The 15,048-nt window shown below is 65.6% G+C and carries 16 protein-coding genes; 7 read left to right on the top strand and 9 right to left on the bottom strand.

The window, feature by feature from the left end; genetic code table 11:
• The first annotated feature begins 17 nt into the window (after positions 1 to 17).
• Positions 18 to 1,703 (top strand): hypothetical protein, encoded by a 1,686-nt coding sequence (locus IPM49_11440; protein ID MBK9275134.1) that lies wholly within the window; start codon positions 18 to 20, stop codon positions 1,701 to 1,703.
• Here IPM49_11440 and IPM49_11435 read toward each other — a convergent pair.
• From IPM49_11435 to IPM49_11425, 3 genes are read right to left on the bottom strand one after another with little or no spacing between them, the layout of a single operon-like run.
• Positions 1,693 to 2,997: an NAD(P)/FAD-dependent oxidoreductase gene (locus IPM49_11435; GenBank protein ID MBK9275133.1), complete on the bottom strand. Its 1,305-nt coding sequence runs from the start codon at positions 2,995 to 2,997 to the stop codon at positions 1,693 to 1,695. The two genes, IPM49_11440 and IPM49_11435, sit on opposite strands and share 11 nt — an antisense overlap.
• A 10-nt stretch (positions 2,998 to 3,007) precedes the next feature.
• A complete protein-coding gene (gene pheS, locus IPM49_11430; GenBank protein MBK9275132.1) occupies positions 3,008 to 4,063 on the bottom strand; it encodes a phenylalanine--tRNA ligase subunit alpha in 1,056 nt (351 codons plus the stop codon).
• Entirely contained in the window at positions 4,060 to 4,770 is a 711-nt protein-coding gene (locus IPM49_11425) for a peptidylprolyl isomerase (GenBank protein MBK9275131.1), read from the bottom strand. The genes pheS and IPM49_11425 overlap by 4 nt, the downstream gene beginning before the upstream one ends.
• Positions 4,771 to 4,834: 64 nt before the next feature.
• Between IPM49_11425 and IPM49_11420 the strand changes: the two genes are divergently transcribed.
• Positions 4,835 to 5,227, top strand: a complete 393-nt coding sequence (locus IPM49_11420) for a hypothetical protein (protein ID MBK9275130.1) — start codon at positions 4,835 to 4,837, stop codon at positions 5,225 to 5,227.
• 76 nt (positions 5,228 to 5,303) lie between these two features.
• Here the strand turns inward: IPM49_11420 and IPM49_11415 are convergent, their stop codons facing one another.
• Positions 5,304 to 5,588 carry a hypothetical protein gene (locus IPM49_11415; protein MBK9275129.1) on the bottom strand — a complete coding sequence of 95 codons (285 nt, stop codon included), beginning with the start codon at positions 5,586 to 5,588 and terminating at the stop codon, positions 5,304 to 5,306.
• A gap of 153 nt (positions 5,589 to 5,741) precedes the next feature.
• Here IPM49_11415 and IPM49_11410 point away from each other — a divergent pair, with 153 nt between their 5' ends.
• On the top strand, positions 5,742 to 6,263 hold the full coding sequence (locus IPM49_11410) for a CvpA family protein (protein MBK9275128.1): 522 nt from the start codon (positions 5,742 to 5,744) through the stop codon (positions 6,261 to 6,263).
• A 48-nt stretch (positions 6,264 to 6,311) separates the two neighbouring features.
• Here the strand turns inward: IPM49_11410 and IPM49_11405 are convergent, their stop codons facing one another.
• From IPM49_11405 to IPM49_11385, 5 genes are all read right to left on the bottom strand, one after another.
• Complete coding sequence (locus IPM49_11405; GenBank protein ID MBK9275127.1) at positions 6,312 to 6,746, bottom strand: cold shock domain-containing protein; 435 nt, start codon at positions 6,744 to 6,746, stop codon at positions 6,312 to 6,314.
• 85 nt (positions 6,747 to 6,831) lie between these two features.
• Positions 6,832 to 7,341: a GNAT family N-acetyltransferase gene (locus IPM49_11400; GenBank protein ID MBK9275126.1), complete on the bottom strand. Its 510-nt coding sequence runs from the start codon at positions 7,339 to 7,341 to the stop codon at positions 6,832 to 6,834.
• 5 nt (positions 7,342 to 7,346) lie between these two features.
• Positions 7,347 to 7,787 carry a PIN domain-containing protein gene (locus IPM49_11395; GenBank protein MBK9275125.1) on the bottom strand — a complete coding sequence of 147 codons (441 nt, stop codon included), beginning with the start codon at positions 7,785 to 7,787 and terminating at the stop codon, positions 7,347 to 7,349.
• Positions 7,784 to 8,032, bottom strand: a complete 249-nt coding sequence (locus IPM49_11390; protein MBK9275124.1) for a hypothetical protein — start codon at positions 8,030 to 8,032, stop codon at positions 7,784 to 7,786. Before IPM49_11390 ends, IPM49_11395 begins: the two co-directional genes overlap by 4 nt.
• Positions 8,033 to 8,218: 186 nt before the next feature.
• Complete coding sequence (locus IPM49_11385) at positions 8,219 to 9,409, bottom strand: phosphoglycerate kinase (GenBank protein ID MBK9275123.1); 1,191 nt, start codon at positions 9,407 to 9,409, stop codon at positions 8,219 to 8,221.
• Positions 9,410 to 9,562: 153 nt separating this feature from the next.
• Between IPM49_11385 and IPM49_11380 the strand changes: the two genes are divergently transcribed.
• From IPM49_11380 to IPM49_11365, 4 genes are all read left to right on the top strand, one after another.
• Positions 9,563 to 10,708 (top strand): hypothetical protein, encoded by a 1,146-nt coding sequence (locus IPM49_11380; protein MBK9275122.1) that lies wholly within the window; start codon positions 9,563 to 9,565, stop codon positions 10,706 to 10,708.
• Between the two features lie 87 nt (positions 10,709 to 10,795).
• Complete coding sequence (locus IPM49_11375; protein MBK9275121.1) at positions 10,796 to 12,145, top strand: hypothetical protein; 1,350 nt, start codon at positions 10,796 to 10,798, stop codon at positions 12,143 to 12,145.
• Positions 12,142 to 12,624, top strand: a complete 483-nt coding sequence (locus IPM49_11370) for a gliding motility lipoprotein GldH (GenBank protein ID MBK9275120.1) — start codon at positions 12,142 to 12,144, stop codon at positions 12,622 to 12,624. The genes IPM49_11375 and IPM49_11370 overlap by 4 nt, the downstream gene beginning before the upstream one ends.
• A gap of 11 nt (positions 12,625 to 12,635) precedes the next feature.
• The gene (locus tag IPM49_11365; protein MBK9275119.1) at positions 12,636 to 15,038 is read left to right on the top strand and encodes a transglycosylase domain-containing protein; all 2,403 of its coding nucleotides are present in this window, start codon (positions 12,636 to 12,638) and stop codon (positions 15,036 to 15,038) included.
• Positions 15,039 to 15,048 lie beyond the last annotated feature (10 nt).

Raw genomic sequence — 15,048 nt, 5'->3', positions numbered from 1 at the left:
CAAGGAGCTCCACACCCATGAGCCGAAGAACCGCTGGTGTGCTCGTCCTGCTGCCCCTCGTTGCGCAGGCACAGTTGCTGATACCCGGCCTGCAGCCCAGCGACACGGTGACACGACCCTGCCCGGTGGACACCTCCGTCAGCCTGCTCTGCTATGCCGGCTGGGAGGCGTATCAGACCGTGGATGATACCTGGGATGGTCCGCGGGACAGCACCGCCTGCATCCCATTGGCCCACGTGAGCGGTGGCGGTGTGGAAGCCCGCATCGACTTTGATGACGCCGACCCTGCGCGGCCGGTGTTCCTACGTCTGCTGCTGGATTCAACCACTGCGATCCCGTTGACGGCGGACAATGAGTACGTGATCGCGCTGGATGGATACCCGTTGCCCGGCACGACCGTCGATGCGGGCATTGGTTGCACGGAAGGGATGTGCACCGGCATCCGGGCAGCGGTGCGTATTCCCGACAGCACAGGTACGGGAAGCGACCTGCGTTGGTATCAGAGCAGCTATGGTTCCGGCCAGTTCGGCTCACCCTTCTCCGTGTGCGTGCCTACGGAGGGTTTTGCGGACAACGCGCTGCGCGAACTTGTCCTCAAGTTCACGCTCGCATCCCCGGGGCCCGGGCAGCAATACCGGCTGTACTGGCCATCGGCCAATGACCTGTTGCAACAAGGTGCACTGGATCAATTGGTCGAGGCGGACCTCCCTCAGTTCCAGACCGGTCCTTCGAGCTTCACCATGTGGCCGGTGAACGGCTTCAACTTCCTGGTGATGTACGAGGACACCACCTATCCTTCCGCCGACCAGGTGAGCTATCTGGACATCACCCCCCTGCCCAACGTCAGCCAGCCGACACCGGTCACACTCACCCTGGAGCCATTTACGGGATTCAACTTCCAGCCCTTCACCCAGCTCCGTGGCGGTCCGGTGCTGAACAACGACAGCATCTACCATCCGCTCACCGTGGTGAACAACGGGGCCGACCTCTGCCTCTCCTGGCAGATCGTCGAGCTGTTCTGGGGGCATGGAGACCGCTATGTGCACCAGGCCGGCCACCTGGGGTTCGAAGGGCAGCGCTCGTGTTTCCTGTTCCGACGGGGCAGCACCCTGGAGGTGGCCCCGGGATCGACCTTGCACTATGGCCGCGATGGCCGCGGCATGCTCGCCCTGTTGGCCGGCAGTGATGTGGTGGTGGGCAGCGGGGCGGAGCTGGTGATGCACGGCACGGTGGTGCTCATGGAAGGCCCGGGCGCCTCCACCCGCGAGGACCTGCACACCCGGCTTGGTCCGGGAGCGCGTCTCCGCTTCGCCCCCGGCTCATCCGTGTTCAACGGCAACAGCTATGCCCAGGACATGAAGTGGGTGATCACCCTGGATGGTGGCACGGCGGATCTGGATGGGTTGAGCGCGACGGACCGGCAGAAGGTCGTCCTGGTGCAGTTGCCCGAGGTGCCGCTCACCGAGCTGGCGGCAACGGTGCTGCCCAACGCGGTGCAGCTCCAGGTGGCCACGCGGATGACGGGGTCGGGCACCGTGCGCTGCTTCGACGCGCTGGGCCGATGCCTTCTTGAACAGCGGGTCTCGCTCGCGCCGGGCGGATCGACCATCCGCCTGGATACGCCCGGATGGTTGGCGGGGAGCTACTTCGCCGTGCTGGAGGTGAACGGTGAGCGCAGGGTGGCGCGCTGGGTCATCCCGTGAACGACCGCCCCAGCACAAGATCCATGTAGAAGCCCGGCTTTTTGAGCCGGGAGCGCAGGTCGAGGTCGGTGAACATGCTGCTGATGGTGTCCGCCAGCGCCGGGTTGCGGTTGGCGCGCTTCACCACGAAGTCGAAAAGCCAGGCCTGGTGCGCCAGGTCCTGCAGGCGCGTGCTGATGGCGAGCTCCTGGCCCAGCCTTTTCCACACGCGCCCATCGTAGCTCTTGAGGAAGGCGGCATCCGTGCGGCCTGCGTGCAGGGCCTCGTGCGCCACGTCGGCCGCGTGGGACCCGCTGATCATCGCATGGCTGATGCCCTCCCCGGTGAAGGGGTCGATCAGGTGCCCGGCGTCGCCGATCAGCAGATAGCCGTTGCCGCTCAACGGGTGGCGCTTGCTGGCCAGGGGCAGCCCCATGCCCTGCACAGGGCCCTCGATCCGGGCGTGCACGAAGCGGTGCCTGAGGGTGGGGTGTGTGGAGACCAGGCGCTGCAGCTCGGCCTTCAGGTCCAGTTCGCGGGTGCGCACATGATCGCTGCGCAGCCCCAGGCCCACATTGGCCCTCCCGCCTGGCAGGGGAAAGATCCACAGATAGCCGGGCAGCAGCTCCTTCAGGAAGTGCAGTTCGATGAAGCCCTGCGGATCAAGGCCGGTGATCCCCTGGTAGTAGGCACGGACACCCGCCGCCTGGTGCCGCGGTTCCATGGGCAGGCCGGCCACGTGGCGGGCGAACTGGCTGTTGGCCCCATCGGCGGCCAGCACCAGGCGACACTGGATGGTGCACCGCTCGGCGTTGTTCCGGCGCACCTCCACCTGCCAACCGTCCGCCTTGCGTTCATAGGCAGTGGCCTGCGCGCCTTCGAGCACCCGCACCGCCTCGTTGCGCTTGACCTCATCGAAGAGCATGGCGTCGAACGCCAGCCGGGGCAGGATGGCCCCCGGGGCTTCGCCCACGCCGGTGTTGCGGGAGAAGGGCACGCGCAGTGCCTTGCCGCCGGGCGCCACGAAGGTGACGCCCCAGCTGGGCAGGCGACGGGCGTCGGCGTTCACGCGATCCACAAGGGCAGGGTCGACGCGCTCCAGCACCCGCATCACCTTGCCACTGAGGGCATCACCGCACACCTTGTCCCGCGGGAACACCGCCCTCTCCACCAGTATGGTGCGCACCCCGTGCCGGGCCAGCCGCAGCGCCGCCGTGCACCCGCCGGGGCCGCCGCCCACGATCAGCACGTCCGTGGCATGGGCGGAGCTGGCCGGTCCGTTGACCTGGGCGTCGGATCCGGAGGGGGGCTGCATGCCGGAGCCACTAATGGCGGAAGGCCTCTGCGCTGAACTGCTCCAGGAAGCGGACGTCGTTCTCCCAGTAGAGGCGCAGGTCGGGGACCCGGAAACGGAGCTGGGCGATGCGCTCCACACCCATGCCGAAGGCGAAGCCGCTGTACACCTGCGGATCGATCCCGCACGTGCTGAGGACGGCGGGGTCCACCATGCCGCAGCCCATGATCTCCACCCATCCGCTGTGCTTGCACACCGCGCAGCCCGAGCCGCCGCAGATGGTGCAGCTCATGTCCACCTCCGCGCTGGGCTCGGTGAACGGGAAATAGCTGGGACGCATGCGGATGACCACCTCGGGGCCGAACATGGCCTTGGCGAAGTGGTCCAGGGTGCCCTTCAGCTCGGCGAAGCTCACGCCCTTGTCCACGTAAAGTCCCTCCACCTGGTGGAACATGCAGTGCGCGCGGGCGCTGATGGCCTCATTGCGGTACACGCGTCCGGGGCTCACGGTGCGGATGGGCGGACGCTGACCTTCCATCACGCGCACCTGCACACTGCTGGTGTGTGTGCGGAGCGCCAACGCATCGCGGGTCGTCGCATCGGAGGTGCCTTCCACAAAGAAGGTGTCCTGCATGTCGCGCGCCGGATGTTCGGGCGGGAAGTTCAGCGCGCCGAAGTTGTGGTGGTCGTCCTCCACCTCGGGGCCTTCACTTACCGTGAAGCCGATGTGGGCGAAGATGTCCACGATGCGTCGACGCACCAGGGTGATGGGGTGCAGGCTGCCGGCGGGGTCGAGCGCCGCCGGCCGTGTGGGGTCGTCCACGCCGGCGCGCTCGTCACGTTGATGGTCAGCGCCCTGTTTCAGCTCCTCCAGCCGGGTCTGGGCGGCCTGCTTGAGCTGGTTGAGGCGCTGGCCCAGGGCCTTCTTCTCCTCGGCGGCCAGTTGCTTGAAGTCGTCGAACAGGGCGGTGACGGCACCGTTCCGACCCAGGTACGCGATGCGGAAGCGCTCCACCGCCTCGGCCGTGTCGGCTGTGGCGGCCTGCAGTTCGGCCTCCAGCGCGGTGATGCGCTCCAGAAGGTTCATGGCAGCACCTTCATCCACATGCGGATGTCCTCGGCGGGACGGTCGCGGGCATCGCGCTGCACGGACGCGATCTTGTCCACCACGTCAAGTCCTTCCACCACTTCGCCGAACACGGTGTATGCACCATCCAGATGCGGGGCGCCACCCACGCTCGCGTAACGGGCCTTGGCCGCATCGTCATAAGTGACCGGTGTGCCCATCGTGGCGTTGCGCTTGGCGATCATGTCCATTTCCTGGGGTTGGTAGGTGCGGCCCTGCACGATGTAGAACTGGCTGCCGCTGCTCGCCTTGGTGGGGTTCACCTGGTCGCCCTGCCGGGCCGCCGCCAGGGTGCCCTTGGTGTGGTACAGACCCGGCAGGATCTCGGCCGGCACGGTATACCCGGGCCCGCCCATGCCCAGTGGCATGCCCGCCGCGGCCCGCTTGCTGTCCGGGTCGCCCCCCTGCACCATGAAGCCGGGGATCACCCGGTGGAAGACCAGGCTGTCGTAGAAGTGCTCCTTCACCAGCTTCAGGAAGTTGTCGCGGTGCTGCGGCGTTTCGTTATACAGCTCCACCACCATGGTCCCCAGGGTCGTGCGCACTTCCACGCGGGGACGCTTGGTGGTGCCTTTGGTGCCCTTGTCGTTCTGTGCGGACAGGGTGGTCGGGAGCATCAGGATCGCGAGCGCGACAGTGAGCTTGGCCGGGTTGATTTGCAGGAACATCGCTTTGGACGCTACTTTTGAGGTTCGCCGGGCCATGGCTGGCCAGGCGCCCAAAAGTACTGCGATGAGCCGATCGACCTTCCGTGTCCCGGTGATGACCCTGGGGCTCCTGCTCTGCTGGCCGCTGCTGCCCTCCTGCAACAAGGAGAAACCCACCATCGCCCGCATCCGGATCCAGGACCAGAACGGCAGCGCGGTGCCGGAGGCCTATGTGAAGCTTTATGCGGACCCCGTGTATCCTCTGGGCGACCCCACGCGCCTCACCCAGGAGAAGCTCACCGGGAACGATGGCTGGGTGGAGTTCGATTACACCGGCTTCTACGAGCAGGGCCAGGCCGGTTTCGCCGTGCTGGACATCGTGAGCTTCAAGGACAGCGCGGTGGGCGAAGGCATCATCAAGATCGTGGAGGAGGAGACCGCCGAGGAGGAGGTGACCCTGGTACCGGTGACGCCGTAAGTGGACAGTGCCCCGGCGCTGGCCGGCGCGCGACAGTGGACAGTGGTTGTGCGCAATGACCGCCCGGCAGCCGTGATCAGTGGTCGAAGTAGTCCAGCAGCGCCTCTTTCATCAGGCGCTCCTGCTCCTTGTCGGTGAGCGGCGGCAGGTCGCGCGCCCGCTCGAAATGCGGCCAACCATCCGCATCGCGACCCAGCTCCCGGTAGTACCCGTAGGGCAATAGCAGCACGCAGATGCCGATGTGCATCAGGTTCACCTTCTCGTCCTTCTTGAACTCGCGGGCATGCTGCCCCAGTTCCTGAACCCCCACGAGGAAGATGAGCCCATTGAGGTCGACGGGCGCACCGAACCGCTGCTCCATGTGCTTGAGCAGATCGCGCCAGCGCTTCTCGAACGTGAGGTCCACGGCAGGGATTAGGGTTGGGGAACGGGGAACGGCCGGGTCGATGGGCGGGCAAAGATGCCATCGGGCCGCCTGCATTGCTACCTTGGTCACATTCCCCACATTCACGGCATGAACTGGGTGGACTGGGTGCTGGTGGCGCTGCTGGCGATCGCTGCCCTGCAGGGGTTCCTGCATGGCTTCGTGCGCGAGCTCGCCGGTCTGCTGGCCTGGGTGGCGGGCATCTGGGCGGGGATCCACCTCAACGACCAGTTGGCCGTTCGGCTCGGTCTCGATCCCGCTCAGGAGGCGTTGAGCTTCCTGGTCACCTTTCTGCTGGTGCTCCTCGTCGTTCATCTGCTCGGCCGGGCGCTCACCATGGCCATCGATGCGGCGCAGCTCAGCCTGCCGAACAAGGTGGCCGGGATGGCCTTTGCCCTGGTGCGCAAGGCCTTCGTGCTGAGCGTGCTCATCAACCTGCTGGCCGCCTGGCAGGGCACGCGCTGGAGCGTCGTGCGCGAGGCGCTCGATGGATCGGTGCTCGCGGCTCCGCTCCGTGCTTTCGCTCCGATGGTGATCCCCGCGCTGGGCGAGGCCAAATGGCTGGGTCGGGTCGTGGAGACCGTGGAGGAGCAGGTGCGCATGGAGCGGTGAGTGGCACCCCCCCCGGGGTCGGACCGCCGCGGTCGCCCGGCCAGCGACTCAGGTCTTTTTCACGCGCACCGCGTTCATGCCGCGGGGGCCACGCTCCAGTTCGAAGGTGACCTGATCGCCCACGCGCACTTCCTCCAGCATGGCGCTGATGTGCACGAAATAGCGTTCACGCGAGCCGTTGTCCTGGATGAAGCCGAACCCCCGCCCCTCGTCGAAGCGGTCCAACCGGCCCGTGAGCGGCTCGGGGGGCACATCCTCACGGCGTGGAACCCCCAGCTCGATGTCCTCGGCCTTGATCTCCTGCCGTTTCGTGGGATCGGGAGGTGTATCCGTGATCCGGCCGAACTCATCGACGTACGCGATCATGTTGTCCAGTCCACCGCCGGCGCTGTTGGCCTTGCGTTCGGCCTTGCGGCGCTCCTTCTCCTCCTGTTTCTGTTGACGGCGTTTTTCCTGCTCGCGTTTGTTGAACGAATCGGCCATGCGGAGATGTTGGTCCTGTGGGGTGATCGACAGCGCAATGCGTGCTGCCGGGTCCGTGGGTGAGACGAAGATAGCGCTTCCACCCTCAGGGTCGACCCGGGGCGAGCTTCGCGTACACGTCGAGGCTGATCCAGCGCCCGTCCTTCCTTTCGCATTCATGGAGGGTGCCTTCGTGGCGGAAGCCGTTCTTCACAAGCACCCGGGCGCTGGCGGGGTTCTCCGTTTCCACCTCGGCCACCACCCGGTGCAGGCCCAGGGTGTGGAAGGCGTGATGAAGCACCTGGCCGATGGCCTTGCTGATGATGCCCTTGCCCCAGTGCTCGGGCAGGAGCCAGTAGCCCAGCTCGCAGCGCTGGTGTTCCGGGTGGATGTGGTTGATGCCGATGGCCCCGAGGAAGGTGTCATCCGCCGTGGACCGGATCGCCCACCACTTCCCGGTGCCTTCGCGCTCAATGGTGGCATACCAATCCATCTGCTCCTGCGTGGCCTCCAGCGTCATGAAGCGCACGGCGTAGTGGCGGATCACCTCCGGGTGCGACAGGCCGCGGTGGATGTGCGTGATGTCCGCGGGGGTGATGGGGTGGAGGGCGATCATCGGGATCACTTCAGCAACAACACGTCCGCTTGCGCGAGCTGTTTCAGTCCACGGTCGTTGGTCACCAGCGCATAGCCACCGGTCCGCGCGTACGCGGCGAGGTAGGCGTCCATCCAGAGCTTCGGTGATGCGGAGGAGGAGGAGGCGAGTTCCGTCCAAGCGGGGTACAACCCGACCGGCTCTTCGGCGAAGGCGATGCGAGGATCATCGAGCATGGCCTTCATCGCCTTGATGGCGGCCTTGTTGGTGAGCGGTCGCAGACCGAGCGGGGTGGTGAGCGCCGCCGTGGTCAATAGGCGCAGGGTGCCCTGTTGGGTGTATCGGCAGAAATGCACGGAACCGGGCCGGGCCGCATCGAACCACCGCATGGCGGTCGCGTGCAGCGGATGCGCCTCCAGGCTCAAGGCCAGCCACACGTTCACATCGGGGAGGAAGGGCTTGCTCATCGGCCACCACCCCAGAGCAGTTCATCCACCCTGTCCGGCGACAGGGCAGCGGCACTCTTCGTCTTGCCCCCCTTGATCACCGGGAAGGGACTGCCCTGGGGCTTCCGCTTTCGGGGGCTCGCCTCCTCGGCCAGCAGACGGCGGCAGGCCTCCGCGATCAGGTCCTTCAGCTTGGCGCCGTCCTGCGCGGCCTTCAGCTTCAGGCGGGTCACGAGGTCCGGCGGAAGTTCAAAGGTCATCTTCATGACCCGAAGATACGCGGATGGCCATGACCCGGGAAGCTGGTTAGCTGGGAAACCAGCTTTTTCAACGGGATCGATCAGGCTGCGCCGATCACCTCCGGATGCGACAGGCCGCAGTGGAGGTGCTTGATGTCCGCGGGGATGATGGGGTCCATTCGGATGTCCATCTCGCACGCGACAGGTGTTCCCTCACCCTTGTATGGCCGCGATCCCCGGCAATACTTTCCCCTCCAAGTACTCCAACATCGCGCCACCACCGGTGCTCACGTAGCTGATCTGGTCGGCCAGGCCGAACTGGTTCACCGCGGCCACACTGTCGCCGCCGCCCACCAGGCTGAAGGCGCCCTTGCTGGTGGCCTCCGCCACGGCTTGCGCGATGGCGATGGTGCCCTGCTGGAAGGGCTTCATCTCGAACACGCCCATGGGGCCGTTCCACAGCAGCGTCCTGCTGCGCAGGATGGCCGTGCGGCAGGCCTCGATGCTCTTCGGGCCGATGTCCAGGGCCATCCAGCCATCAGGCACCGCGTTGGCCGCGCACTGGTCGGTGTTGGCGGTCTCGGCGAAGGCGTCGGCCACCACGGCGTCCGTGGGGATGTGGAGCTTCACGCCCTTGGCCCCGGCCTCCTGGATGATGCCGCGCGCGGTGTCGAGCAGGTCGTCCTCCACGAGGCTGGCGCCGGTCTGGCCGCCCATGGCCTTCACGAAGGTGTTGGCCATGCCGCCACCGATGATCAGCTCATCGCATTTGCCGATGAGGTTCTGCAGCACCTCGATCTTGCTGCTCACCTTGCTGCCGCCCACGATGGCGGTCATGGGGCGCTGAGGGTTCCCGAGCACCTTGCCCACGCTGTCGATCTCGGCCTGCATCAGATAGCCGAAGAGCTTGTCCTTGGGGAAGAACTTCGCCACGATGGTGGTGCTGGCGTGGGCGCGGTGGGCCGTGCCGAAGGCGTCGTTCACGTACACATCGCCAAGCTCGCTCAGGCTCTTGCTGAAGGCCTCGTCGCCGCCCTCTTCTTCCGGGTGGAAGCGCAGGTTCTCGAGTACGAGCACCTCGCCGGGCTTCAGTGCTGCGGCCTTGGCCCTGGCATCGGCGCCCACGCAATCGGTGGCGAAGAGCACGGGCTTGCCGAGCAAGGTGCTCAGGTGTTCGGCCACGGGCTTCAGGCTCATGGCCGGGTTCACCTTGCCCTTGGGGCGGCCCAGGTGGCTCATGAGGATGGCGCTGCCGCCGTCCTTCAGGATCTTGTTCACGGTGGGCACGATGGCGCGGGCCCGGGTGTCGTCCGTCACCTTGCCGGTGGCGTCCTGGGGCACGTTGAGGTCCACGCGCACGAGGGCTTTCTTGCCGGCGAAGGAGAAGGTGTCCATGGTGAACATGGTTGACGCCTTCGCGATGTGACGCTTCGGCGAACAAGGCGCGAAATTATTGACCTCTGCCAGTTGGCTGCTCATTGTGTTGGTGCGGTGGGCTTCAGGTGGACCTCGACAAGCCGTTGTGCGTGGGTGACCCTGTCCTCATACCTTCGTCCTATGCGCTTCAGTCAAATAGTTGGACACGCTAACTTTAAGGCCAAGCTAATTGGGAACATTCGAGAGGGCCGTATACCACATGCGCAGTTCTTTCTTGGGCCACGTGGAAGTGGAGCACTTCCACTTGCGCTTGGTTATGCCCAGTATCTCCTTTGTGAGCATAAAGGCCCTGTTGAGAGTTGCGGGGTTTGTTCTAGTTGCCAAATGGTGGACAATTTGTCACATCCCGATTTATATACTATGTTTCCTTCAATAGTTTCAAGTAAAGCTAGAGACAAGGAAAATATTGGATTGTTTTTACGCGAATGGACAGCTCAGCTTGCACTGTGGCGAGAAGCAGTCAATAAAGAACCATTTCTCGATGAAAATATTTGGTATGATAGACTTGATGGGGAAAAAAAGCAAGGTCTTATTGGTAACCATGAATCAAGCGAGATTGCAAAATATTTGAGTAGAAAATCTATGCTAGGAGGTTATAAGGTCGTTTTAATCTGGATAGCGAGTCGGATGAATGACACATGTGCGAACAAACTACTTAAACTACTGGAGGAGCCTGAGCCGATGAACGCTATCATACTCGTCGATTCGTCCATCGACCAAGTGCTGCCCACCATCCTGAGCCGTGCCCAGTTGGTGAAAGTGCCCGCCTTGCAGGAGGAGGAGGTGGCGCAAGCGCTTGCCGAGCGCTACCCGGACCTGAAGCCCGAGGAGGCGCGCGCCTGCGCGGTGCGCAGTGCCGGCGATCTGCTGGAGGCCGTGGCCATGGCCGAGAAGAGCGAGGAGGAGCTCTTCGTGCTCTTCCGCGATTGGATGCGCGCCTGCTATGGCCTGAAGATCCACGAGGCGGCCGAGTTCGCCGAGCACTTCGCCCGCATGGGTCGGGAGCGGCAGAAGGGCCTGATGCGATATGGGCTGCACCTGGTGCGCATGAGCCTGCTGCACGCGGCCGGAGCGTCCGGACTGGTCCGTGCGGTGGGCCAGGAGGAGGAGTTCATCCGCCGCTTCGCCGCCATGCTGTCCGAGCCGCGCGCGGAAGAGCTGCGGCACGAACTGGAGTCCGCGCACCAGCACCTGGAGCGCAACGCCAACCCCAAGGTGCTCTTCATGGACCTGAGCTACAGCGTCCATCGCGCGTTGCGCGCGTGAGGGCGCCCGCACCCGGCTCCGCCGGTTATCTTCGTGCCGCGCCCATCCGGCCATGAGCCGCAGCGCGATCATCAGAGCACCAGAGGAATGGGATGTGCAAGTTGCAGCAGCGGGGCCGACGGCAAGCCGGCCGGGTGCAAGAGCAATGGCTATTGCAGCACCAGCGGCTGCAACAAGCTGGGGGTCTTCGACTGGCTCACGGGCGTACCGCTGCCCCAGGGCCAGCAGCCCTTCGATGCGGTCGAGGTGCGCTTCAAGAACACGCGGAAGACCTTCTATCGCTGCCCGCCCTCGCTCGGCGTGGTGCCCGGTGACGCCGTGGTGGTGGAGGCCAGCCCGGGCCACGACATCGGGGTGGTGAGCCTCGTGGGAGAACTGGTGCGTGCGCAGATGGCCCGCAAGGAGAAGGCTCAGGACACGTTCGAGCTGCGCAAGGTGGTCCGCAAGGCCACGCAGGAGGACCTGGACCGCTGGCATGCCGCCCGCGACCTGGAGAACGAAACGCTCTTCGCCTCCCGGGTCATCGCGCGCGAGGCCCGGCTGGACATGAAGGTGACCGATGTGGAGTACCAAGGGGATGGCACCAAGGCCACCTTTTACTACACCGCCGAGGAGCGCATCGATTTCCGGGACCTGGTGCGCCGCCTGTCCGACCGCTTCAACGTGCGGGTGGAGATGAAGCAGATCGGTGCCCGGCAGGAGGCCGGACGCATCGGTGGCATCGGCAGCTGCGGCCGCGAACTGTGCTGCAGCACCTGGTTGAGCGACTTCCGCAGCGTCACCACCAGCGCGGCGCGCTACCAGCAGCTGGCCCTCAATCCCCAGAAGCTCGCCGGCCAGTGCGGCAAGCTGAAGTGCTGTCTGAACTACGAGCTGGACATGTACATCGAGGCGATCAAGAGCTACCCCTCCCAGAACGCCAAGCTCAAGACACGCCAGGGCACCGGCACCCACATCAAGACCGACATCTTCACCGAGCGCATGTTCTACGGGTTCAAGCGCCCGGGAGAGCCCTTCATCATGGCCTCCTTCCCCGTGGAGGTGGTGCGCGACATTCTGGCGCAGAACAAACAGGGCATCGAGCCCGAGGTGGACCTGAACATGGTGGCGGCTCCGGCCGTGCCCGAGGAGAAGGTGCCCGATTACGAGAACGTCGTTGGCCAGGACGAGCTCACCCGCTTCGACCAGAAGATGAAGTCCCGCGGCGCGGGCAAGCGCGGTGGCAAGAAGCGAAAGGAGCGCGACCGGCCCCGTGAGGGGGCTCCTTCCCGCGCGAAACCGGAAGGCGGCAGTGCCGAACCCCGTCAGGCGGCCCCCCGCCCCCAGGGTGAGGGAGGGGCGCGCGGTGGACGCCGTGACCGGCGCGGACGCCGCGATCGCGGGCCGCGTCCGGACAAGCCCGGCGGCCCGCCGCCCGCTCAACCACCGCAGGCGTGAACCGCGCCGCCTTTCCGCTTCTCCTGCTGGTGGCGCTGGTGGCCTGCGGCCGGCCGGAGATCTACCAGAGCGATGTGCCGCTCCCTGCCCACGGCTGGCACAACGCGTACGCGCCCACCTTCTGCTTCGGCATCACGGACACGGTGAGCCCGCATGACGTGTACATCGATGTGCGTCACACGGGCGACTATCCCTACAACGACCTCTACCTGTTCGTGGACCTCACCGACCCGACGGGACGGGTCCTGCGCGACACGGTGGAGTGCCAGCTGGCCGATCCCATGGGCCAGTGGTACGGCCGCGGCACCGGCTACATCTTCGCCGACCGGTTCCAGGCCCACATCCTGTACCGCCTGGGCGACCGCTTTCCGCGTTCGGGCCGCTACTGCCTGCGGCTGGAGCAGGCGATGCGGCATGACACCCTTCATGGGGTGCTCGATGTGGGCGTGAGCATCAGCCCCTCTCAGGCCCGCCGCTAACTTCGTCCGCCATGAGCGCTCCGCGCAAGCGCCGCCTGCTGCCCCTCCTGCTCTGGGCGGTGCTGGTCGGCCCGGTCCTCGCCGTCGTCTCCGCCCTGCTGCTGGCGGGTGCCGGTGACCTGCCCGGCACGGAGGACCTGGAGAACCCCAGAAGCGACCTGGCCACGGCCATCCTCTTCAGCGATGGCACGTTGATGGGCCAGTATTACCGGGAGAACCGGATCCCGGTGAAGTACGAGCAGATCAGCCCCCACGTGGTGAACGCCCTGATCGCCACGGAGGACGAGCGCTTCCGCGCGCACAGCGGCATCGACCTGCGCGGCACGGCCCGCGCCGCGGTGTACATGGGCAGCAAGGGCGGTGCCAGCACCATCACCCAGCAGCTGGCCAAGATGCTGTTCACCGAAAAGCCGGCCAGCAGTTTCCGGCGGATCTTCCAGAAGTTCCAGGAGTGGATCATCGCCGTGCGGTTGGAGCGCCAGTACACCAAGGATGAGATCATCGCCATGTATCTCAACCGCTTCGACTGGATCAACCAGGCGGTGGGCATCCGCAGTGCGGCGCACGTGTACTTCAACACCGGTCCCGACAGCTTGCGCATCGAGGAGGCCGCCCTGTTGGTGGGCATGTGCAAGAACCCGGCCCTCTTCAATCCCGTGCGCCGACCGGACACCACCCTGCACCGCCGCATGGTGGTGCTCGCCCAGATGGAGCGCGCCGGCATGATCGACCGCGCGGCCTACGACTCCCTGAAGGCCCTGCCCCTGGGCCTGCGGTTCCAGCGCATCGACCACGCCGAGGGTCCGGCCCCATACTACCGCGAAGTGTTGCGTTCCAGGTTGCAGGCCCTGCTGGCCTCCACCGACGAGCAGGGGAAGCTCCGGTTCGCCAAGGCCGATGGCAAAGCCTACGACCTGTACACCGATGGCCTGAAGGTGTACACCACGCTGGACCCCCGCATGCAGGCCTATGCCGAGTGGGCGCTCGCCGAGCACCTGCGCAGCGAGCTGCAGCCCGACCTCTTCAAGGACCTGGCGAAGAAGAAGAACCGGCCGTTCGATTGGCGCGTGAGCGAGGACGAGATCGCCGGCATCCTGGAGGCGGCCATGAAGCGCAGCGTGCGCTACCGGAACCTCACGGGCAAACAGTGCCCCAACTGCGAACGTCCGGCGCGCGTGATCGAACGGACCATGCACGAAGGGCACATGCAATTCCACTGCCGGCCCGAGCTCGGCGGCTGCGACACCTGGTGGCCGGTGGTCCCCGAGAAGGAGATCCCCGCCTTGTTCGACAAGCCCGTGCCCATGCGTGTGTTCAGCTGGCATGGCGAGGTGGACACGGTGATGAGCCCCATGGACTCCATCCGCTACTACAAGAGCTTCCTGCAGAGCGGTCTGCTGAGCGTGGACCCGGGCACCGGTTTCGTGAAGGCCTGGGTGGGCGGCATCGACTTCAAGCACTTCCAGTACGACCACGTGGAGCAGGCCCGCCGACAAGTGGGGTCCACCTTCAAGCCCTTCGTGTACGCGACCGCCATCCGCGAGGGCCTCGACCCCTGCAAGGAGCTGCCCAACCAGCTGGTATGCTTCGACATGCCCGAGGGTCAGCCGGACTGGTGCCCCAAGAACAGCGACGCCAAGTACGGCGGCCTGGTCACCCTGAAGTTTGCGCTGGCCAATTCCATCAACACCATCACCGCCTGGCTGATGAAGCAGTACAGCCCGGAGGCGGTGACCGTGCTGGCGCGGCACATGGGCGTCAACAGCCCGTTGGAGCCCGTGCCCAGCCTCTGCCTGGGCGTGGCCGACCTCACCCTGATGGAGATGACCAGCGCCTTTGCGGCCTTCGCCAACAAGGGCGTGTACATCGAGCCGGTGCTCTTCACGCGCGTGGAGGACAAGAACGGCAACACCATCTTCGACCTGGTGCCGCGCACCGAGGAGGCCCTCGACGAGCAGACCTCCTACATCATGCTCAATCTGTTGAAGGGCGTGGTGGACGGGGCCTACAACCGGGGCACCGGCAAGGTGGTGGGCACCGGCATGCGCATCCGCAGCAGCGGTGGAGCCCGCGCCAAGTACGCCAACATCAAGGCGCCGATGGCCGGAAAGACCGGCACCACACAGAACAACAGCGACGGCTGGTTCATCGGCATCACGCCCGACCTGGTGACCGGCGTGTGGACCGGCGCGGAGGACCGCAGCGTGCGCTTCAGCAGCACCGACAAGGGTCAGGGCGCCAACATGGCGCTGCCGATCTATGGCTACTTCATGAACAAGGTGTACGCCGACAGCACCATCGGCCTGTCCACCGCCGACTTCGAGCGGCCCGCCGGGTTCGACACCGAGCTGCTCGACTGCCGCGGACGGCTGCAACAGGGCCCCATCGAGCATGATGGCCCCACGTGGGAGTGAGCCCGACAGG

The organism is Flavobacteriales bacterium, from assembly GCA_016715895.1.
Lineage (GTDB): Bacteria > Bacteroidota > Bacteroidia > Flavobacteriales_F > PHOS-HE28 > PHOS-HE28.
The sequence above is the reverse complement of the archived record's forward strand: the minus strand, read 5'-3'. Positions and strand labels throughout refer to the sequence as shown.